Genomic DNA, 18,600 nt, shown 5'->3' with positions numbered 1-18,600 from the left:
AGCCCCCCCCCCGCCCCCCCGCCGGGCCCGCCCTCGACCTCGCGCCCCACCCCGAAGGCGGGCCCGGCGGACGGCGCCCCTTCGGCAGGCGCTCCTTCGCCCGGCGCTCCTTCGGCCGGCGCGCCTTCCGGTGCGCCCGGGGCGGGGTCTCCCTGGCGCCAGGTGCCCGCGGGGCGCGGGGGAGCGGCGTGGCGGGCGTGGACGCGGGCGCGGGCGTCGGCGGCGCGGGTCTCGCGGACGAGGACCTGCCCCGACGGGGTGAGCACCGCCGTGCCGGGACGCACCTCGGCCCCCCGGGCGACGGCGGCGTGCAGGAGCGCGTCGCGGACGGCCCGGCCGTCGACCCGGGCGGCGCCCGCGACGTGCAGCGCCACCAGGTCCTCGGCCAGCGGCGGGAAGAGCGCCGACGGCGCCGGCACGTCGGTGACCTCGCCCATCTCCGGCGCCTCGGCCCGCCGCCGCTCCAGCAGGGCGCGCACCGGCTCCAGGTCGGCGGGCTCCTCGGCGACGAGCAGCGCGCCCACGCGGGCGTAGCCGAAGTCCTCGCCCAGCTCCTCCACGAGCCCCGGGTAGTGGCGGGCGCCCTCGCGGGTGAGCCGGTACCAGTCCTCGTCGTCCCAGTGGTCCACCCACGGGCAGACGATGCCCGCCCCCGCCTGCGTGGCCTCGCCCGGGTAGGCGCCGTCGACCACGGTCACGGACACGCCGCGCCCGCTCAGGTGGTGGGCGGCGGCCGCGCCGACGATGCCGCTCCCGATCACTGCAACACGCATGCTCCAATGATCGCAGCCGGGATAACGTCGGAGAATGACAGTCGTACTCATCGGCACCCTGGACACCAAGGGGCACGAATACGGATGGCTGCGTGACAGGCTGATCGAGCTCGGCCGCGACGTCGTCGTGATCGACGCGGGCACCGGCGAGCCGGGCGTGTCGTACCCGGTCGACGTCCCCAACGACCGGGTGGCGGCCGCGGGCGGCGCGGACCTGGCGGCGTTGCGCGCGGCGGGCGACCGGGGGGCCGCCGTCACGGCCATGGGGGAGGGCGCGGCGGCGGTCCTGGCGGACCTGCACGCGCGGGGCCGGGTGGCCGCGGTGCTGGCGGTGGGCGGCAGCGGCGGCTCGTCGATCGCCGCGCGTGCGGTCCGGGACCTGCCGATCGGGCTGCCCAAGATCATCGTGTCCACGATGGCGTCCGGCGACGTGTCCCCGTACGTCGGCGCCAAGGACGTCACGATCATGTACAGCGTGGTCGACGTGGCGGGCGTCAACCGGGTCTCGCGGGCGATCCTCGGCAACGCGGCGGCGGCGGCCTCCGGGATGGCGCTCGCCTACCGCGAGCAGCGGCCGGAGGCGTCCGACCGGCCGCTGGTCGGGGCGACGATGTTCGGCGTGACCACGCCGGCCGTCGACGCCGCCCGCGACCGGCTGGAGGAACTGGGCTACGAGGTGCTCGTCTTCCACGCCACCGGCGCGGGCGGCCGGGCGATGGAGGGGCTGGCGGCCAGCGGGATGCTCGCCGGGGTGCTCGACCTGACCACCACCGAGCTGGCCGACGACCTGGTCGGCGGGGTGCTGTCGGCGGGCCCCGACCGGCTCACGGCCGCCGCCCGGCACGGCGTCCCGCAGGTGGTGGCGCCGGGCGCGCTCGACATGGTCAACTTCGGGCCGCGCGACAGCGTGCCCGCCCGGTTCGAGGGCCGCACCCTGTACGTGCACAACCCGGCGGTCACGCTCATGCGCACCACCCGCGAGGAGATGGCCGAGCTCGGCCGCCGCGTCGCCGCCAAGCTGGCCGGGGCCAGGGCGCCGGCCGTCGTGTTCGTCCCGGCCCGGGGAGTGTCGGCGCTCGACGCCGAGGGCATGCCCTTCCACGACCCGGAGGCGGACGAGGCGTGCTTCGACGCCCTGGCCGCCCATCCCGACACCGTGCGGCTCGACCTGCACATCAACGATCCGGAGTTCGGCCGGGCCATGGCCGGCCGGCTCCACGAACTGATCGGAGGACACCGGTGAACCGGACCACGGCACTCGAACGGCTGCGCCGCGGCGTCGCGGACGGCAGGCCGGTCATCGGCGCGGGCGCGGGCACCGGCCTGTCGGCCAAGTGCGCCGAGGCGGGCGGCGCCGACCTGATCATCATCTACAACTCGGGCCGCTACCGCATGGCCGGGCGCGGCTCGCTGGCCGGGCTGCTCCCGTACGGCGACGCCAACCAGATCGTCGTCGAGATGGCGGCCGAGGTGCTGCCGGTGGTGCGCGACACGCCCGTGCTCGCCGGCGTGTGCGGGACCGACCCGTTCCGCGTCATGCCGGTCTTCCTGGACCAGCTCAAGGCGATGGGCTTCGCCGGGGTGCAGAACTTCCCGACCGTCGGCCTGTACGACGGGGTGTTCCGCCAGAACCTGGAGGAGACCGGCATGGGCTTCGACCTGGAGATCGAGATGGTCCGGCTGGCCCACGAGCGCGACCTGCTGACCGCGCCGTACGTGTTCGACGAGGACCAGGCGCGGGCCATGGCCGAGGCGGGCGCCGACGTGCTGGTGCCGCACGTGGGCCTGACCACCAAGGGCAGCATCGGCGCGGGCACCGCGCTCACGCTCGACGAGGCCGTCGCGCGGGTGCAGGCCATGCGCGACGCGGCCGCCGCCGTCCGCCCCGACGTGCTCGTGCTGTGCCACGGCGGGCCCATCGCCGAGCCCGCCGACGCCCAGTACGTGCTGTCGCGGACGAAGGGCGTGGCGGGCTTCTTCGGCGCCTCCTCCGTCGAGCGTCTCCCCACCGAGCGGGCCATCACCGAGCAGGTGACCGCGTTCAAGAACCTGGAGCTGTAGATGCTGATCAAGCCGGACACGGTGCCGACGATGACGTTCGGCTGGGGCGCCATCAAGTGGTTCGTCACCCCGTCGCTGGTCCCCGGCGCGGCCAGCACGCTCGGCGAGGTCGTCGTCAACCCGGGCGAGGGCCACGCCCGCCACAACCATCCCGACGCCGAGGAGGTCATCTACGTGATCTCCGGGGAGGCGGAGCAGATGGTCGACGACGGCGACCCGTTCCCGATCCGCGAGGGCGACACGGTGCACATCCCGATGGGGGTGTTCCACTCGACGTACAACACCACGTGGCGCCCGCTGCGCCTGATCGTCACCTACACGCCGGGCGGCGAGGAGAGGGCGCTGGAGGGCGCCCCTGATTACCACCTGCACGCGCCGGGGCGGCAGCCGCACTGGCTGCACCCCTGACCCGGGGGCCGCCGCCGCGCGTCAGCGGCCGGCGGCCCAGCCGTAGGTCTTCATCAGCCGGGCGGCCACCCGGGCGAACCGGGCGGCGTCGAGCACCGCGCCCTCGCGCCGGATGTCGTCCTCGTCCAGCGCGAACACCCGGTCCACCCGCAGGTGGGAGACCTTCCCGTCGCGGCCCCACGCGCCGATCTCCACCCAGTCGGGGCCGTCGCCGCCCCGGCTCGACAGCATCATCGCCAGCAGCCTGCGCCCGCTGCGGCCGACCACGAGCAGCGGCCGGTCCTTGCCGCGCGACGGGTCCTCCTCGTACGGCACCCAGGCCCAGACGATCTCTCCGGGGTCGGCGAGACCGTCGAGGTCGGGGGAGTAGTGCAGCGTCGCCGCGCCGCTCATGGAGTGGATCTCGCGCACCGCGCCCCGGACGGGCCTGGGGTCCTCACCTGGATCACGCACGGGCGGATCCTACTCCGGAACGCGACCCAAGCGGAGTAGTTGTCATGGTTTCGGCCCTCGTTCACCTTTAGCACATGAGTGCGAGACAAAGCGTTCTACCTGTCGTGGTTTCTGTGGAAAGCACTTTTGTCCCGCTGGACCCACGTGAAACGGCAGAAACATGACGCGCATCAGCGCACCACGACGCGCCTGGCCCGGAGCGATCACCGCGATCGCCCTCGCGGCCGGCGCACTGGCCCCCCAACCCGCCGCCGCGGCCCCCGAGGACCGGCCCACCTACCTGGGCAGGAGCCTCTACACCGGCGAGTTCCACTCGCACACCTCCGTGAGCGACGGCGTCAAGCTGCCGCCGGACGCCTACGAGCACGTCCACGGCACGACCGGGGCCGACTTCTTCACGGTGTCCGAGCACGACGTCATGTGGGACATCCGCAACGGCGACGACTACCTCGACGACTGGCGCGAGGCCGACTCGGCCGAATGGCGCTACCTGCACGAGAGCGCCGAGAAGTTCAACGCCGGCCAGGACGAGCTGGTCGCCGTCCCGTCGATCGAGAACACCTGGTACGACGGCACCGGCCACATCAACGTGTTCAACGCCGACTGGCACGCCACGGCCAGGGCGACCGAGAAGGGCAGCGTCGACGGCTACGGCAACGCCTTCGGCACCGGCGACCTGAAGTACGACTACTTCACGTTCCTGGCCCGCATCAAGCAGGACCCGGACGCGATCGGCCAGTTCAACCACCCGTCCCCGACCGCGAAGGGCGACTTCTTCGGCTTCAAGGGCCTCGACCCCGTCGCCGACGAGCGGATGGAGCTCATCGAGGTCAAGTCCGCCGACGCGGTGAAGGAGTTCCAGAAGGCGCTCGACGCCGGCTGGCACCTGGCCCCCGTGTGGAACGGCGACGAGCACTCCGCCACCTGGGTGTCCGGCAACCCGTCGATCACCGGCGTGTGGGCCGCGGAGCACTCGCTCAAGGGCCTGTACGCGGCCATGCGCGAGCGCACCCTCTACTCGACGACCGACGTCGACGCCGTCGTCGCGCTCGGCGGCAACGACAAGCCCATGGGCACGATCCTGCCCGCCGCCACCACCGCCCTGAACGTGGACCTGCGGCTCGCCGACCCCGGCGACGGCGACTCCTTCACCGGCGCCCGCCTCATCACCAACGGCGGCGCCGTCGCCCACGACTTCGGCAAGCTCAGCGGCAACGACCTGACGCTGAAGGCCGAGCTCGCCGTCCGCGACGGCGACTTCTTCTACGTCCGCGCCGACCAGGCCGACGGCGACTTCGTGGTCTCCGCCCCGATCTGGATCGGCGAGACCACCCGAGGCGCCAACTACGCCCCGAAGATCACCGTCTCCGGCGTGCCCGCCACCGCCCGCCACGGCGACACGATCACCCTGCCCCAGGCCACCGCCACCGACGACTCCGGCACCCGGCCGGCCGTCAGCGTCGAGGTGTACGACTCCGCCGGCGAGGTCCCGGTCACCGGCGGCGCCTTCCGCGTCCGCTCGTACGACGACGCGTTCGTCGTCGTGAAGGCCACCGACAACCTGGGCAACACCAACGCCGAACTGCTCCGCATCCGGATCTCCCAGGACAAGCCCGACCCCGAGTCCGTCTTCCTGCGCGCCAACGTGGCCGTGGGCGACAGGCCAGGCACCGCCGGCATCGCCGTCACCACCGACCGCGCCATCCGGAAGGTCTACGCGCAGGTCCTGCCCGAGGGCTCGGGCGACTGGGCCGAAGCCCCGGTCCTCACCTCGGAGAACAGCCGCCCGTACGAGGTCGACGTGGTCGGCAACGACGAGCCCGTCCGCCAGCACGCGATCACCGGCCGGACGCTGCGCTCCCACGAGTTCCGCCTGACCGGGCTGAAGACGGGCGCCGCCTACCGCTACCGGCTCAGCGCCGACCGCTCCTCCTGGACCGGCGAGCGCGGCCCGTTCCTCGCCGGCGACGCCGGACCCGTCTACCTCCTGGGCGACGTCCAGGTGCCCGACGGCGACCCCGGCGCCCTCGCCCTGCCCGGCAAGGTGCTCGACCGGCTCAAGGCCCAGCGGCCCGGCGGCGGCACCGTGCTCCAGGTCGGCGACCTCGTCGACCGGGGCGGCCGCGGCGAGCAGTGGGCCGAGGTCCACGAGCACTTCCTGTCCCGCCTCGGCCTGCAGTACGCGGGCCTCGTCGGCAACCACGAGACGTACGAGGACCTGGACTACGACGTGGTCGGCGGCAAGCCGGCCGCGATCTTCACGAACACGTTCGCGCTGCCCGCCAACGGCGCCATCGGGGAGAGCAACTACTCCTTCGACCGCGGCGAGATCCACTTCTCCGTGCTGAACTCCAACACGCGCCTCGACGAGCAGCTCGCCTGGCTGGTCGACGACGTGCGCGCCTCCGGCGCCAAGTGGAACGTCGTCACCGGCCACTTCTCCTACTACGGCGGCCAGCACGCCGACGACGCCGGCATGGACCTCGCCCGGGAGAAGGTCACCCGCGTGCTCGACCGGCTCGGCGTCGACCTGTACCTCGGCGGCCACGACCACGTCTACAAGCGCTCCACGATCTTCGAAGGCCGCCTGGCCAGGACCCCCGAGGAGCAGGCCGCCGGCACCACGTTCGTGACCCTGGGCTCCTCCGGGCCCAAGTTCTACGACAACCAGCAGTTCTGGTGGGACGACAAGGTCTTCGACGAGAACGTCCAGATGGGCGCCGTCCTGGAGGCGACCGAGGCCGGGCTGAAGCTGTCGGCGTACACGATCGACGGGCGGCCCGTCGACGAGGTGACCGTCACCAAGCCGCAGGGCTCCTGGAAGGTCTCCGCCGCCGAGGTCGAGAACCGCGAGCTCGCCGGCGTGGGCCTGCTGTCCTACCCGGGCAGCCTGGACAAGGCCACCGTCATGGCCGCCACGTACGACAACACCCACCAGCGGATGATCGACGTGCGCACGGCCGACGTCACGTTCGACCACCTCGGCCGCGAGCAGTACGTCCGCTTCCGCACGCCGCTGCCGGTCGCGCCCAGCGCGACCGTCAAGCTGTACGTGTGGGACTCGCTCGCGTCCGGCAGGCCGCTGCGGCCGGTCATGACCGTGCGCGAGGGCCTGGCCGGCGAGGGCACCGCCGAGTCGCCCTACCTGATCGACTCCGCCGACGACCTGGCCAAGGTCGACAACGACCCGGCCGGCCACTACCGGCTGACCACCGACCTCGACCTGACCGGCGTCAGCCGCGCCCAGCTCGGCCGCGCGACCACGTTCACCGGCGTCCTCGACGGCGACGGGCACACCGTCTCCGGCCTGGCCGCCCTGCCCGACCAGGGGCCCGGCCTGTTCGCCGACAACCACGGCACCATCGAGGACCTCGTCGTGCACGGCGACGTCACCACCGACCGCACCCCCGCCGGGCTGGTCGCCGACCAGAACCACGGCACCATCCAGCGGGTCCGCGCCGGCGGGACGCTGACCGCGCACAGCTACGCCGGCGCCGTCACCGGCCACCACTTCGGCACCGTGCGCGACAGCGTCTCCACCGCCGACGTGCGCGCCACCACCCAGTACGCGGGCGGCGTCGTCGGCGTCGCCGTGGGCGGCTCCGTCACCGAGAACGTGCTCGCCACCGGGGCCGTCAGCGCGCAGAGCGCCTCCGCCGGCGGCGTGGCCGCCTACGGCTACACCGGCACCCAGGTGAGCCACTCCGTCGCCCTCAACGCGAACATCACCGCGTCGAGCTACGCGCACGCCATCGTCGGCCGCGTCTACGGCGGGCAGACCGCCACCCTGGAGGACAACCACGTCAGCAGGTCCGTGCCGATCAGCGGCCAGACCATCACCGACCCGCCGTCGGCCGGCAACCAGAAGGGCAACGTCGTCGCCCCCTCAGAGATCCAGCGGCAGGCCTTCTACGAGGCGCGCGGCTGGGACTTCGGCGCCGTCTGGCAGTGGGACGACGTCGCCAGGAGGCCGACCCTGCGGATGGCGCCCGAGAAGCTCGAACCGGCCCCGGCGCCCCCGCTGCCCACCGACCCGCGCGGCTTCCACCTCGTCGACAGCGCCGCGGACCTGACCGTGATGGGCGAGCACCCGTCGCACGACTACGCGCTCGCCGCCGACCTCGACCTGACCGGCACGCCGTTCACCAGCCTGCCCAGGCCGTTCACCGGCGAGTTCGACGGCGCCGGGCACAGCATCAGGGGCCTGACCGCCCCGCTGTTCACCCAGGTCTCCGGCCGCGTGCACGACCTCGCCCTGGCCGGCGTGGTGAACACCACCGCCGCCCGCGCCGGCATCCTGGCCGCCACCAGCACCGGAACCGTCGAGCGGGTTCTCGTCTCCGGGTCCGTGACCGCGGGCTCGCGCGCGGGCGGCCTTGTCGGCGACTCCCAGGGCGTCGTGCGCGACTCCTACTCCACCGCCGACGTGCACGTACGCGCCACCGAGGCGGGCGGCGTCGTCGGCGTGGCCCTGGCCGGCTCCACCACCGAACGGGTCTTCGCCACCGGGACCGTCCGCGCGGACACCCGCAACGACGGCGGCGTGGCCGGATACGGCTACACGGGCACGGTCATCCGCGACTCGGCCGCCCTCAACCCGGCCGTCTCGGCCCCGTCCTGGGCGCACCGCTTCCTGGGCCGCGTCGGCGCGGGCCACGTCGCCACCCTGGAGAACAACTGGGCGCTCGAAACCGTCCAGGCCACCACCCAGACCGACACCACGACAGGCCCCGCCACCCTCAACGGCGCCACCGCCACCCGTGACCAGGCCGCCGCCGAGGCGTTCTGGTCGGGCGAGCTGGGCTTCGACCTGGCCTCGACCTGGCAGTGGGACGCCGCCCTCGGCCACCCCACCCTGCGCGCCACCGCCGCGGCCGCCACGAAGCTCTCGGCCGCCGCGACCCTGTCGGCCACGGCCGCGTCGTCGGCCTCGACAGCCTCGACAGCCTCGGCGACGGGGAGCGGGATCAGCCACGCGGCGACCGCGGGCGACGGGACGGTCACCGTCGCCATGTCGGCGGGCGCCGGCGCGGCCGGGGCCCAGCTGTCGTTCCTCCTGCTGAAACCCGGCGCCTCGGCGTCGGCGCCCGGCGAGGCCGACATCGCCCACCTCGGCGAGGTCCGGCTCGACGAGCAGGGCAACGGCGCCCTGACCGTACGCCTGGCCGAGCCGGCCGGGACCGTCCTGGCGCTGAACACCTCGGCCGGGACCCAGCGCTACACTGCGCCCCTGCTCGCGCGGGAGCCCGGCGGCGCGGGGATGAGCGTGGCCGACGACACCGTCACCGCCACGCTCAAGCCCGGCAACGCCCCCGCCCAGGCGACGATCACCCTGATCTGCGCCGGAAAGAGCAAGTGCCAGGAGCAGGTCACCGTCACCCACGACGGCGACCCCGTAGACGCCAAGAAGGTCACGCTCCAGCCCGGCAAGAGCCGCGACCTGAAGCTGAACCTCCGCGGCGACGCCCGCACGGCCCTGCGCGCCGGCACCCCGATCACCCTGGAGGTCCGGATCGGCGCGTCCCCGCCCACCCGGGTCACCGTCACCCCGTGACCCGCGGCGCCCGTGACCTCGCGGTCACGGGCGCCACATCCCCACCCGGACCGGCACCCCGGGCGAGGCGTGGAGCAGGGCGGGCCCCTGCGGGTCCGGCAGTCCCGCGGCCCGGGTCAGGTCCTGCTCCAGGCTGATCAGGCTCGCGTGCCGCAACGGCCAGGGCGGATGCTCCACCGGCGCCCACACCGTCCGGCCCGCCACCCTCGTGAAGAGCCGGAACCGGGCGGTCAGGAAGTACGCGAGCTCGTCGCGTTCGTCCTCCGTCAGCGTGCCGCCCAGCTCCACCTCGACGTCGCAGCGCGGGCCGCCCGGCCAGTGGCGGCGGCACCGGTAGCGGACGCGGCTCCCGCCGCCGTCCACGGACATGTCCGACCAGAAGTACGGCAGCCCGTACCCGGCCCGGCCGCCGAGCGCGGCGGGCAGCCGGCCGGCGTCCAGGGACAGGAACCACAGGCCCGTACGCCCGCGGGCGTCGCGGACGTACGTGCGCAGGTTGGTCTCCGGGAACGTGGACAGCCACGGCAACGCGGGCACGCCCGGGACCCGTACGCCCTCCATGAGAAAGGGCGTCAGCCCCACCCACGCCGTCCCGTCGAAGGTCTCGGGGGTGAGGCCGTCCGGCAGCAGCGCCCGCACGTCGGCGACCGGATAGCGCCAGTGGATGAAGGTCAGCCGCGACCAGCGGTGATACATCACCGGCCGGGTGACGTGAGGGGACGGCGGGGCGCGCATCCCGCACCCCTGCCCTCCGGCGCCGGGTCCAACCCCGGGCCCCGGGCGCCGCGAGGTCCGGGGCGTCAGGGCAGGCGGCCGGCGTAGCGCGCCTGCGTGCCCAGCTCCTCCTCGATCCGGATGAGCCGGTTGTACTTGGCGGTGCGCTCCGACCGGGACAGCGAGCCGGTCTTGATCTGGCCGCAGCCGGTGGCCACGGCCAGGTCCGCGATCACGGTGTCCTCGGTCTCCCCCGAACGATGTGACATCACCACGCCGTAGCCGGCCTCGTGGGCGGTCCTGACGGTGGTGAGCATCTCGGTCAGCGTGCCGATCTGGTTGACCTTGACCAGGATCGCGTTGGCGACGCCGTGCTCGATGCCGCTGCGGAGCAGGGCGGCGTTGGTGCAGAAGACGTCGTCGCCGACGAGCCGGCAGGCGCCGCCGAGGGTGCTGGTGACGAGCTGCCAGCCCTCGAGGTCGTCCTGGGCCATCGGGTCCTCGATCGAGACGACGGGGTAGGCGGCGGCCAGCCCGGCGAGGTAGGCGACGTGCTCGGCGACCGACCGCGTGGCGCCCTCGCCGGAGTAGACGTAGGCCCCGTCGCGGTAGAACTCCGACGCCGCCGGGTCGAGCGTGATGGCGACGTCCGTGCCGGGGACGTAACCGGTGTTCTCGATCGCGGCCATGATGAAGTCCAGCGCCTCCTCGGCCGAGCGCAGGTCGGGCGCGAAGCCGCCCTCGTCGCCGACGCCGGTGTGGTGCCCGGCGGCCTTCAGCGCCGCCCGCAGGGTGTGGAACACCTCCGAGCCCATGCGCACGGCCTCGGCGAAGGTGGCCGCCCCGATCGGCGCGATCATGAACTCCTGGAAGTCGAGCAGGTTGTCGGCGTGGGCGCCGCCGTTGATGATGTTCATCATCGGCAGGGGCAGCAGCGCGGCGTCCGCGTCGAGATAGCGGTAGAGCGGGAGCCGGTGCGAAGCCGCCGCGGCCTGGGCCGAGGCCAGGGAGACGCCCAGGATCGCGTTCGCGCCGATTCTGGCCTTGCTCGCCGTGCCGTCCAGCTTGATCATCGTCTCGTCGATCGCCGTCTGGTCCTCGGCGTTCATGCCGGTGACGGCATCGGCGAGCTCGGTGCGGACCGCCTCCAGCGCCTTCCGCACGCCCTTGCCGTGATAGCGGCGCGGGTCGCCGTCGCGGAGCTCCATGGCCTCGTTGGCCCCGGTCGAGGCGCCCGACGGGATGGCCGCGCGCCCCAGGCTGCCGTCCTCGAGGATCACGTCCACCTCGACGGTCGGGTTGCCGCGGCTGTCAAGGATTTCCCGGCCGGTCACCCGGACGATCGCTGTCATACTCGCCCCTCAGCATGAGTTTCAGTATGGAACTCGGTAAGTTCCAGAGCAAAACTTAACCGGTCGCCGCGTCGAGCGCCACTCGCCGCCCTCCGCTGCGGGGCCGAGGTGTGGGTGGCCGGCGCGTCAACGCCGGGTCGAGGCCCTCAGGCGCTGCGCCATGCCCCCGGACGCGGCCCGCCGCTCCTCCGCCACCTCGGCGCCGAGCCGCAGGGCCTCCTCCACCGCGCCGGGAATGTCGGTGATCGGATAGCGGACGCGGCGGATCGTCCGGGCGGAGTCGACGACGACGACGGCCCGCTTGAGGCGCAGGGCCTGACCGGCCCGGAAGGTGGGCAGCCGCAGGGCCGCGCACAGGGCGAGCTCGGCGTCGGAGAGAAGGGGGAAGGGGAGGTCCTCGGCCTCGGCGAAGGCCTGCTGCTCGTCCGGGCCCTGGGTGCTCACCCCGCGCAGGGCGATCCCGGCGTCGGCGAAGGCGGCGGCGGAGTCGCGGAACAGCCGGTTCTCCAGCGTGCAGCCGGCCGCGCCGGGGATCTGCGACCAGTTCGCCGGCAGCGGGCCCGGGATGCCGGTGGCCGGGTAGGTGAAGACGACGGTGACGGGCGCGTCGCCGGCCACGACGTCCAGCTCGCCGCCGCCCGTCGCGGGCAGGCGCAGCGGGGCGGGCACCCGGGAGCCGACGAGGGTGTGCAGCCGGTCGGCCTGGGGACTGCCGGGGGCGGCGTCGCCGGTGACGGAGCCGTCGCCGAGGACGAACCGGTCCGCCCAGTCCTGCAGGCCGATCAGCACCGGCGCCAGCGCCCGGCCGGCGTCGGTCAGGTGGTATTCGTACCGGGTCGGCCGCTGCTGGTAGGGGCGGCGCTCCAGCACGCCGTGGTCGAGCAGGTGCTTGAGCCGCTCGGCGAGCACCCGGCGCGAGATGCCCAGCTCCGTGTGCAGGTCGTCGAAGCGGCGCCGGCCGCGGATGACCTCCCGTACGAGGAGGAGGCTCCACCATTCGCCGACCACGGCCGCACCCTGTGCGATCGCGCACACGGCGTCCTGCTCCCGCACCTGTCGTGACACTGCCCGTCTCCTTGCCGATCACCGCGCTGCGCGGCGACACTCGCTCCAGTGTAGGTATCGAAGCGAAACCCACCGGGTCCCGCCGCACTACTCTGTGATGCTGTATAGTGGTACTCGGTGCTACAGAGTACCGAGAACGAAGAGGGCCAGGATGGACGACCTGACGGAGATGCTGAAGGGCACGCTGGAAGGCTGCGTGCTCGAGATCATCGGCAGCGAGGAGACCTACGGGTACGCCATCACGCGACGGCTGAACGAGCTCGGGTTCGCCGACGTCGTCGAGGGGACGGTTTACACCATCCTGCTGCGACTGGAGAAGAAGGGGCTCGTCCAGGTCACGAAACGGCCGTCCGGGCTGGGCCCGCCGCGCAAGTTCTACGCGCTCAACGACGCGGGACGCGAAGAGCTCGCGACGTTCTGGGCGAAATGGGAGTACATCACCTCCCGGATCGACAAGCTCAAGGAGGGCGGGACATGAACTTCTGGGAGACCGTGACAGGCAGCGATCTCACCAGGGAATGGAAGGAGTTCGAGACCCGGGCCCGGAAACTGCCCGCCGACCACCAGGCGGCGTGGGAGGAGATCAAGGGTCACCTCGTCCTCTACTCCGACTTCACCGGCCGGAACCTGATGCCGATCTTCGACAGCGCCCTCGGGCTGCTCGAAGAGACGGCGGCCGACGGCCAGAGCGTGCACGAGGTCCTGGGCGACGACATCGCCGGCTTCTGCGCGGCGCTGGCCGGGGGAGAGGGCGGCCGGACCTACCGCGACCGGTGGCGCGAGCAGCTGAACAGGAACGTCGCCCGCAAACTGGGCCGGTTGGGAGGCTGACATGGGCATCCGGGACATCATCGAAGGCAAGAGGCAATGGCGGGCCCACATGGCGCGGGTCAAGGCGCTCCCGCCGGACTACGAGATCGTCTACAAGGAGATCCAGCGATACTTCTTCAAGGTCGGACCGGTCGGCCTGCTCGACGGCTCCCTGCTCCCGGGGCTTCTCGACTTCTTCGAGGAGGGCGTCGCCGCCGGCAAGGGCGTCCTTGAGCTCATCGGTGACGACGTCGCCGCCTTCTGCGACGACCTGATCAAGGACTCGCCCACGTACGCCGACCTCTACCAGCAGTCGGTCAAGGGAAAGTCCGGCCCGGCGGAGACGTGACACCGGACTCCCCGGACGTCTGGGACCCTCTGGACGCGGCCGGGGTGCCGTCGCGCCGCCGCGGCAGCGCCACCGCCAGAACGGCGACGGCGGTCAGCACCACGGCGATGGCGGCGAACGCGTCCCCGTAGCCGGCGGCCGGCACGTGCGCCGGTGCCGGGCCGCCGCCCGGCGCCGCCGTCAGCGCGACCAGAACCGCCAGGCCGAGGGCGCCGCCGACCTGCTTGGCGGTGTTCAGCAGCCCGGAGGCCGCTCCCGCGTCGGCCGGTGCGACCCCCGAGGTGACCATGACGGTCAGCGGCGTGTTCAGCAGGCCGCCGCCGAGCGAGATCAGTACGGCCGGGCCGAGGACGGCCGTCAGGTAGTCCTGGCCGGGGGCGATGCCGCTCTGCCACCAGAACCCCGCCGCGCCGGCCAGCGCCCCGGCGGCGACGAGCACGCGATGATCGACGCGGCGCATCAGCCACGGGGTCAGGCGCAGGCCGACGAGCATGGTCAGCACGGTGTGCGGCAGGAACGCCAGCCCGGTCAGCAACGGCCCGTACCCGAGGACGTTCTGCAGCGACAAGGTCAGGAAGTACCACATCGGGTTCAGGCACGCCCCGGCCAGCAGCATCGTCACGTTGCCCAGCCAGATCGCCCTCGGCCGCAGCAGCGACGGCGGGATCAGCGGCGCCCGCGCCACGCGCACCTCGACCAGCGCGAACAGCCCCAGCAGCACGACCCCGCCGAACCCGGCGACGAGCGTGACGGCAGGGGCGAAGGCGAGGGCGGCGGCGGGCGCGTCGGCAGGGGCGGCGGCGGGCGCGTCGGACAGGCCGCCCGACAGGCCATAGGCCAGCGCGGCCAGCCCGCCGGTGGACAGCACTGCGCCGAGCACGTCCAGCCGCCTCCCGCCGTGCCTGTCGGGCCCGCCCTGCCCGCCGCGCCGGTCGGGGCCGGGCGCGAGCCGGCGGGTCGCGGCCAGGCAGGCCAGCCCGATCGGCACGTTGGTCAGCAGGGTCCAGCGCCAGGACAGAAACTCCGTCAGCGCCCCGCCGACCAGGTTGCCCGTCGTGCCGCCGGCCAGGCTCACCGCCGTCCACACGGCGATCGCGCGCGTGCGCCGCGCGCCCTCGGGGAAGGCGGACGTCAGGATCGTGAGCGTGGCCGGGGCCAGCACCGCCGCCCCCACCCCCTGGCCGGCCCGGGCCGCGATCAGCCAGCCCGGCGCCTCCGCCAGCCCGCCGCCCAGGCCGGCCACGGTGAACACCACCAGCCCGGCGGCGAACACGCGCCGGTGCCCGTACAGATCGGCCAGCCGCCCGCCGAGCAGCAACAGCCCGCCGAAGGTCAGCGCGTACGCGTTGCCCACCCACGCCAGGTGCGCCGCGTCGAAGCCGAGCGCCCGCTGAATGGACGGCAGCGCGACGTTCACCACGGACACGTCCAACACGACCATGAACTGCGCTGCGCACAGCACCGCCAGCACGACCGGCACCGGCTCCTCCCCCTATCGCAATGCGATCACATCGGATTACGGCGTCCACCATATAATCCGATGTGACCGCATTGGAAAACTTTGGGAGGACTGATGGGCCGGGGACCGGGAGCGCACCACGAGCAACGCCGCGCGGACATCGCCGACGCGGTGCTCGCCATCGTCGCCGAACGCGGCCTCGCCGCCGTCTCCCTCACCGAGGTGGCCGCCCAGGCGGGCATCTCACCCGGCCGCGTACAGCACTACTTCCCCGCCAAGCGGCAACTCCTGGAAGCCGCCTTCGAACGCGGCAACGACCTGTCCAGCGCCCGCATCCGCGCCAAGGCCGGCGCTGACCTGCGGGCCGCCGAGCCACGCCTGGTGCTCACCACGGTGCTGGGCGAGCTCATCCCGTACGACGCCGCCACCGAGGCGCACATGCGCGTCCGGCAGTCCTTCCACGCCTTCGCCTTCGCCGAGGAGGCCATCGCCGCCCGCCTGCGCGTCCTGTACGCCGACTTCCACCGCCGGCTCGCCGATGTCATCACCCGCGACCAGCAAGCCGGACGCGTCCCCGCCGCCCTCGACCCGCACACCACGGCGCTCACCCTGGTGGCGCTGGCCGAAGGACTGGCCGCCTACGTGCTCACCGGCGTCACCCCCGCCCCCACCGCACGCGCCCAGCTCCTGACAGCCGTCGCCACCCTGTACGACTGAGCCGCCGGGGCCCTACGCCTCGCCGTCCCCGGCCCTCAGATGATCAACCGAGAGGACGGGGAGGCGGAACCCCACCTTGCCGCTCACGAGGTCGACGGCCGCGACCTGAACCTCGCCGCGAGGATCGGTCCCTCCCGCCATGCTTCCGCGCATCCCCAGGCCACCTCTCTGGACTCATTCATGCGGTACCCCGGGCGGGGCGGCCCAGGGGGGTGGTGAGGTCCTCGTCCGCGATCAGGATCTCGCCGGGGAAGGCCGTCCCGGGTGCCTGTAGCGCGGCGGTCCGGTCGTTGCCGGGCCAGAAGTGCGTCAGCATGACCCGGCGCGCATGCGCACGCCGTGCCCACAGGCCGGCTTCGGCTGCGGTCATCAGGTTGCGGTCCGGGCGTTCGCGCTCGCCCGGCCGGTCGGTGGCCTCGACGATGAACAGGTCCGCGTCGCGGCCCAAGTCCGCCAGCAGGGGAGTGGGGCCGGTGTCGCCCGAGTAGGCGATGGCCGTGCCGTCCGCCTCCAGCCGGATGCCCGCGTTGTCGACCCAGTGCGGCAGCAGGGTCCCGCTGAGCGCGAAGGGGCCTGCCCGGTGGTGGCCGGGCAGGGGGCGCGGGTCGAAGACGGTGCGCAGGTCCACGTCGGGCTCCAGCCCGGCCAGCCGGTCGAGAACCCCGGGCGGGCAGTACAGCGGCAGCCTCGGCCCGCCGGAAGGGCCGTACAGGCGCATGCGGAACAGCGCGTGCAGGTCGACGCAGTGGTCGGGATGCTCCTGCGTGATCACGACCGCGTCCACGGCGGCGTCGGGCCAGCGGGCGAGCAGCCGGGGAAACGTGGCGTAACCCAGGTCGAGCACCAGCCGGAAGCCGTCCCATTCGATCGCTAACCCGCTGCATGCCCGGCCGGGTTCGGGGAAGGCCCCGCAACTGCCGAGAACGGTCACCTGTCTCACGGCACCAACCTCTCACCGCCGCGGTGGTGGTTCCCCCATTACGCGCGCAAGTGGTCATGCCCTGGCGGCCGCCTCCGTCCCTATCGTGTACGGATGATCGACATCGGGCCGCTGTCAGCCGGTGAAAGAGCCGGTTGGGAAGCCCTGTTCCGCGACTACCTCGCCTTCTACGGGCGGACCGAGCCCGCGTCCATGTACGAGCAGGCGTGGCGCAGATTCCAGGACGGCGCGGGCGTACACGCTCTGGGCGCCCGCATGGACGGCGCGCTGGTCGGCATCGCGCACTTCCTGTCCCATCCCAACACCTCGGCGCCCGGGGTCGACTCCTGCTACCTGCAGGATCTCTTCACCGCCCCGGCAGCCAGGGGCAAGGGCGTGGCGCGGGCGCTGATCGGCGCGGTGCGGGAGTGGGCGGCCGAGGCCGGATGCGGACGCCTCTACTGGCACACCCAGGACACGAACGCCACCGCCCGCCGCCTGTACGACCAGGTGGCCGATCACCGTGGCTTCATCGTCTACCAGGTCGCGCTCACTCCGCCCGGCGGGGGAGCCGAGCGGTAAGATCTGCGGCATGCCTCTGATGGATGTCTAGCGCGGGTCGGCCTTCCCCTGAGCGGAAACCCCCGACCTCCCGTGCTGAAATCCGAGGCTCCGTCATGCCCTCCCTGTCTTCGTCGAGCCGTGGCGCCGTCGCGCTCGTGGCCTCCCTTCTGCTCGCCTCGATCGGCAGCGGGCTGTTCATGCCGCTGTCGATCGTGTACTTCACCACGCTGTCCCACGTCCCCCTGCCGGTGCTGGGCGTTCTGCTCGGCGTGGCCAACGTGCTCACGATCCCCGTCCCGCTGTGGGCCGGGGTCCTCGCCGACCGGTACGGGTCGCGCACGCCGGTGATCGGCGCGCAGGTTCTTCAGGCCGGGTCCTTTCTCGCCTACGTGTGGGTCAGCGAGCCGATCGGGATCTTCCTGGCCGCCTCGGTGGGCGCCCTCGGCGTCAGGCTCTACTGGTCGTCGATCTTCACGCTCATCGCCGACCACGCCGATCACCGTGCTTCTGCGGGCAAGGATCTGTGGTACGCGCGGGCCAACATCGCCAGGACCGTGGGGATCGGCGTCGGCGGGTTCGTCACCGGCCTGCTCGTCACCGACGGCCGCCCCGCCGCCTACCACGCGGTCGCCTGGGCATCCTCCGCCTGCTTCCTGCTGGCCGCGCTCGCCCTGGCCGCCCTGCTCCGCCTCCCCTGCCGCCCCGGCCCGGCCGCGCCGGACGCACCGGCCGCCGGTTACCGCGAGCTCGCCGGTGATCGGGTGTTCCTGGGGCTGACCGCGCTGAACGTCGTCTTCGCCCTGTCCACCCTCATGCTCGGGCTCGCGCTCCCGACCTTCGTGCAGACGGCGTTGCGCGGCCCCGCCTGGCTGACCTCGGCCGTGCTGGCGGACAACGCGATCATCGTCTTCGCCCTCGGCGGCGCCCTCACCAGGCGCCTCGCCCCCTACCGCCGCACCCGCGTCCTGTGCGCCGCGGCGGGCCTGTGGGCCTGCTGGAGCCTGTCCCTCGCCGCCCTCATCCCGGACCCGGGCCGGTGGGCGATCGTGGCGCTCGTCGCGGCGACCTTCCTGTTCACCGTCGCCGAGATCATGCACGCGCCCGCCTCCATGGCCCTCGCGGCCACCCTCGCACCGCCGCACGCCCGCGGCCGCTACCTGGCGGTGTTCCAGTACTCCTTCGTCGCGGCGGAGATCCTCGCCCCGGTCCTGTTCGCCACCCTGTTCGACCTCGACCACGCGGCGCCCTTCCTGGTGCTCTCGGCCCTGAACGGCGTCGCGATCGCCTGCACCCTCCGCCTCGAACGCCACCTCCCGGGCCCGGCCCTGCACGCGACACCCCGGCCCGCCCCCAGCACCGACCTCACCTGAGCCCCATACGGCGGAAGTATGGAAAAGCGAGG

Annotated in this window: 17 protein-coding genes; 10 read left to right on the top strand and 7 right to left on the bottom strand. The window is 73.1% G+C overall.

The window, feature by feature from the left end:
• A partial coding sequence (locus tag KME80_RS28720; RefSeq protein ID WP_219509485.1) for an NAD(P)/FAD-dependent oxidoreductase occupies positions 1 to 773 on the bottom strand: 773 nt, incomplete at its 3' end.
• A gap of 34 nt (positions 774 to 807) precedes the next feature.
• Here KME80_RS28720 and KME80_RS28715 point away from each other — a divergent pair.
• Genes KME80_RS28715 through KME80_RS28705 form a run of 3 tightly spaced genes read left to right on the top strand, consistent with a single transcriptional unit; the run spans position 808 to position 3,242 of the window.
• Positions 808 to 2,016: a Tm-1-like ATP-binding domain-containing protein gene (locus KME80_RS28715; protein ID WP_219509484.1), complete on the top strand. Its 1,209-nt coding sequence runs from the start codon at positions 808 to 810 to the stop codon at positions 2,014 to 2,016.
• Positions 2,013 to 2,834: a phosphoenolpyruvate hydrolase family protein gene (locus tag KME80_RS28710; RefSeq protein WP_219509483.1), complete on the top strand. Its 822-nt coding sequence runs from the start codon at positions 2,013 to 2,015 to the stop codon at positions 2,832 to 2,834. Before KME80_RS28715 ends, KME80_RS28710 begins: the two co-directional genes overlap by 4 nt.
• Positions 2,835 to 3,242 carry a cupin domain-containing protein gene (locus KME80_RS28705; protein ID WP_219509482.1) on the top strand — a complete coding sequence of 136 codons (408 nt, stop codon included), beginning with the start codon at positions 2,835 to 2,837 and terminating at the stop codon, positions 3,240 to 3,242. It abuts the gene before it with no gap.
• Between the two features lie 21 nt (positions 3,243 to 3,263).
• Here KME80_RS28705 and KME80_RS28700 read toward each other — a convergent pair whose 3' ends face one another.
• On the bottom strand, positions 3,264 to 3,695 hold the full coding sequence (locus tag KME80_RS28700; RefSeq protein ID WP_308125967.1) for a type II toxin-antitoxin system PemK/MazF family toxin: 432 nt from the start codon (positions 3,693 to 3,695) through the stop codon (positions 3,264 to 3,266).
• A gap of 160 nt (positions 3,696 to 3,855) precedes the next feature.
• Between KME80_RS28700 and KME80_RS28695 the strand changes: the two genes are divergently transcribed.
• Entirely contained in the window at positions 3,856 to 9,249 is a 5,394-nt protein-coding gene (locus tag KME80_RS28695) for a metallophosphoesterase (protein ID WP_219509481.1), read from the top strand.
• Between the two features lie 24 nt (positions 9,250 to 9,273).
• On the opposite strand, the gene KME80_RS28690 is transcribed toward KME80_RS28695, so the two are convergent.
• The 3 genes from KME80_RS28690 to KME80_RS52880 all read right to left on the bottom strand — a co-directional run bounded on the left by KME80_RS28690 (position 9,274) and on the right by KME80_RS52880 (position 12,380).
• Positions 9,274 to 9,984: a YqjF family protein gene (locus KME80_RS28690; protein ID WP_219509480.1), complete on the bottom strand. Its 711-nt coding sequence runs from the start codon at positions 9,982 to 9,984 to the stop codon at positions 9,274 to 9,276.
• 65 nt (positions 9,985 to 10,049) lie between these two features.
• Complete coding sequence (gene eno / locus KME80_RS28685; protein ID WP_219509479.1) at positions 10,050 to 11,315, bottom strand: phosphopyruvate hydratase; 1,266 nt, start codon at positions 11,313 to 11,315, stop codon at positions 10,050 to 10,052.
• A gap of 126 nt (positions 11,316 to 11,441) precedes the next feature.
• Positions 11,442 to 12,380: a winged helix-turn-helix transcriptional regulator gene (locus tag KME80_RS52880; RefSeq protein ID WP_219509478.1), complete on the bottom strand. Its 939-nt coding sequence runs from the start codon at positions 12,378 to 12,380 to the stop codon at positions 11,442 to 11,444.
• Positions 12,381 to 12,531: 151 nt separating this feature from the next.
• Here KME80_RS52880 and KME80_RS28675 point away from each other — a divergent pair, with 151 nt between their 5' ends.
• From KME80_RS28675 to KME80_RS28665, 3 genes are read left to right on the top strand one after another with little or no spacing between them, the layout of a single operon-like run.
• The gene (locus KME80_RS28675) at positions 12,532 to 12,858 is read left to right on the top strand and encodes a PadR family transcriptional regulator (protein ID WP_219509477.1); all 327 of its coding nucleotides are present in this window, start codon (positions 12,532 to 12,534) and stop codon (positions 12,856 to 12,858) included.
• Positions 12,855 to 13,211, top strand: coding sequence for a DUF1048 domain-containing protein (locus KME80_RS28670; RefSeq protein WP_219509476.1), 357 nt, complete (start codon positions 12,855 to 12,857; stop codon positions 13,209 to 13,211). Before KME80_RS28675 ends, KME80_RS28670 begins: the two co-directional genes overlap by 4 nt.
• Before the next feature lies 1 nt (position 13,212).
• Positions 13,213 to 13,539 (top strand): DUF1048 domain-containing protein, encoded by a 327-nt coding sequence (locus KME80_RS28665; protein WP_219509475.1) that lies wholly within the window; start codon positions 13,213 to 13,215, stop codon positions 13,537 to 13,539.
• Here KME80_RS28665 and KME80_RS28660 read toward each other — a convergent pair.
• Positions 13,508 to 15,010 (bottom strand): MFS transporter, encoded by a 1,503-nt coding sequence (locus tag KME80_RS28660; RefSeq protein ID WP_372455399.1) that lies wholly within the window; start codon positions 15,008 to 15,010, stop codon positions 13,508 to 13,510. The genes KME80_RS28665 and KME80_RS28660 overlap by 32 nt on opposite strands.
• A 102-nt stretch (positions 15,011 to 15,112) precedes the next feature.
• On the opposite strand from KME80_RS28660, the gene KME80_RS28655 reads away from it, so the two are divergent.
• Positions 15,113 to 15,715 carry a TetR/AcrR family transcriptional regulator gene (locus tag KME80_RS28655; RefSeq protein ID WP_219509474.1) on the top strand — a complete coding sequence of 201 codons (603 nt, stop codon included), beginning with the start codon at positions 15,113 to 15,115 and terminating at the stop codon, positions 15,713 to 15,715.
• A 178-nt stretch (positions 15,716 to 15,893) separates the two neighbouring features.
• On the opposite strand, the gene KME80_RS28650 is transcribed toward KME80_RS28655, so the two are convergent.
• Positions 15,894 to 16,655 (bottom strand): MBL fold metallo-hydrolase, encoded by a 762-nt coding sequence (locus KME80_RS28650; protein ID WP_308125965.1) that lies wholly within the window; start codon positions 16,653 to 16,655, stop codon positions 15,894 to 15,896.
• Between the two features lie 93 nt (positions 16,656 to 16,748).
• On the opposite strand from KME80_RS28650, the gene KME80_RS28645 reads away from it, so the two are divergent.
• Both KME80_RS28645 and KME80_RS28640 read left to right on the top strand, forming a co-directional pair.
• Entirely contained in the window at positions 16,749 to 17,216 is a 468-nt protein-coding gene (locus KME80_RS28645; protein ID WP_219509473.1) for a GNAT family N-acetyltransferase, read from the top strand.
• Between the two features lie 23 nt (positions 17,217 to 17,239).
• Positions 17,240 to 18,568 carry an MFS transporter gene (locus KME80_RS28640; RefSeq protein ID WP_219509472.1) on the top strand — a complete coding sequence of 443 codons (1,329 nt, stop codon included), beginning with the start codon at positions 17,240 to 17,242 and terminating at the stop codon, positions 18,566 to 18,568.
• Positions 18,569 to 18,600 lie beyond the last annotated feature (32 nt).

Origin of the sequence: Nonomuraea ceibae, from assembly GCF_019396325.1 — a bacterium.
GTDB classification, from domain to species: domain Bacteria; phylum Actinomycetota; class Actinomycetes; order Streptosporangiales; family Streptosporangiaceae; genus Nonomuraea; species Nonomuraea ceibae.
Note: the sequence above shows the minus strand (reverse complement) of the source record. Positions and strands in the feature narration are given on the sequence as shown.

Excerpts from the sequence above, each read along its gene's own strand:
- KME80_RS28695 (WP_219509481.1), top strand. The coding sequence starts at position 3,856 with ATGACGCGCATCAGCGCACCACGACGCGCCTGGCCCGGAGCGATCACC.
- KME80_RS28645 (WP_219509473.1), top strand. The coding sequence starts at position 16,749 with ATGATCGACATCGGGCCGCTGTCAGCCGGTGAAAGAGCCGGTTGGGAA.
- KME80_RS28655 (WP_219509474.1), top strand. The coding sequence starts at position 15,113 with ATGGGCCGGGGACCGGGAGCGCACCACGAGCAACGCCGCGCGGACATC.
- KME80_RS28665 (WP_219509475.1), top strand. The coding sequence starts at position 13,213 with ATGGGCATCCGGGACATCATCGAAGGCAAGAGGCAATGGCGGGCCCAC.
- KME80_RS28715 (WP_219509484.1), top strand. The coding sequence starts at position 808 with ATGACAGTCGTACTCATCGGCACCCTGGACACCAAGGGGCACGAATAC.
- KME80_RS28675 (WP_219509477.1), top strand. The coding sequence starts at position 12,532 with ATGGACGACCTGACGGAGATGCTGAAGGGCACGCTGGAAGGCTGCGTG.
- KME80_RS28690 (WP_219509480.1), bottom strand. The coding sequence starts at position 9,984 with ATGCGCGCCCCGCCGTCCCCTCACGTCACCCGGCCGGTGATGTATCAC.
- KME80_RS28705 (WP_219509482.1), top strand. The coding sequence starts at position 2,835 with ATGCTGATCAAGCCGGACACGGTGCCGACGATGACGTTCGGCTGGGGC.
- KME80_RS28640 (WP_219509472.1), top strand. The coding sequence starts at position 17,240 with ATGTCTAGCGCGGGTCGGCCTTCCCCTGAGCGGAAACCCCCGACCTCC.
- KME80_RS28670 (WP_219509476.1), top strand. The coding sequence starts at position 12,855 with ATGAACTTCTGGGAGACCGTGACAGGCAGCGATCTCACCAGGGAATGG.
- eno (WP_219509479.1), bottom strand. The coding sequence starts at position 11,315 with ATGACAGCGATCGTCCGGGTGACCGGCCGGGAAATCCTTGACAGCCGC.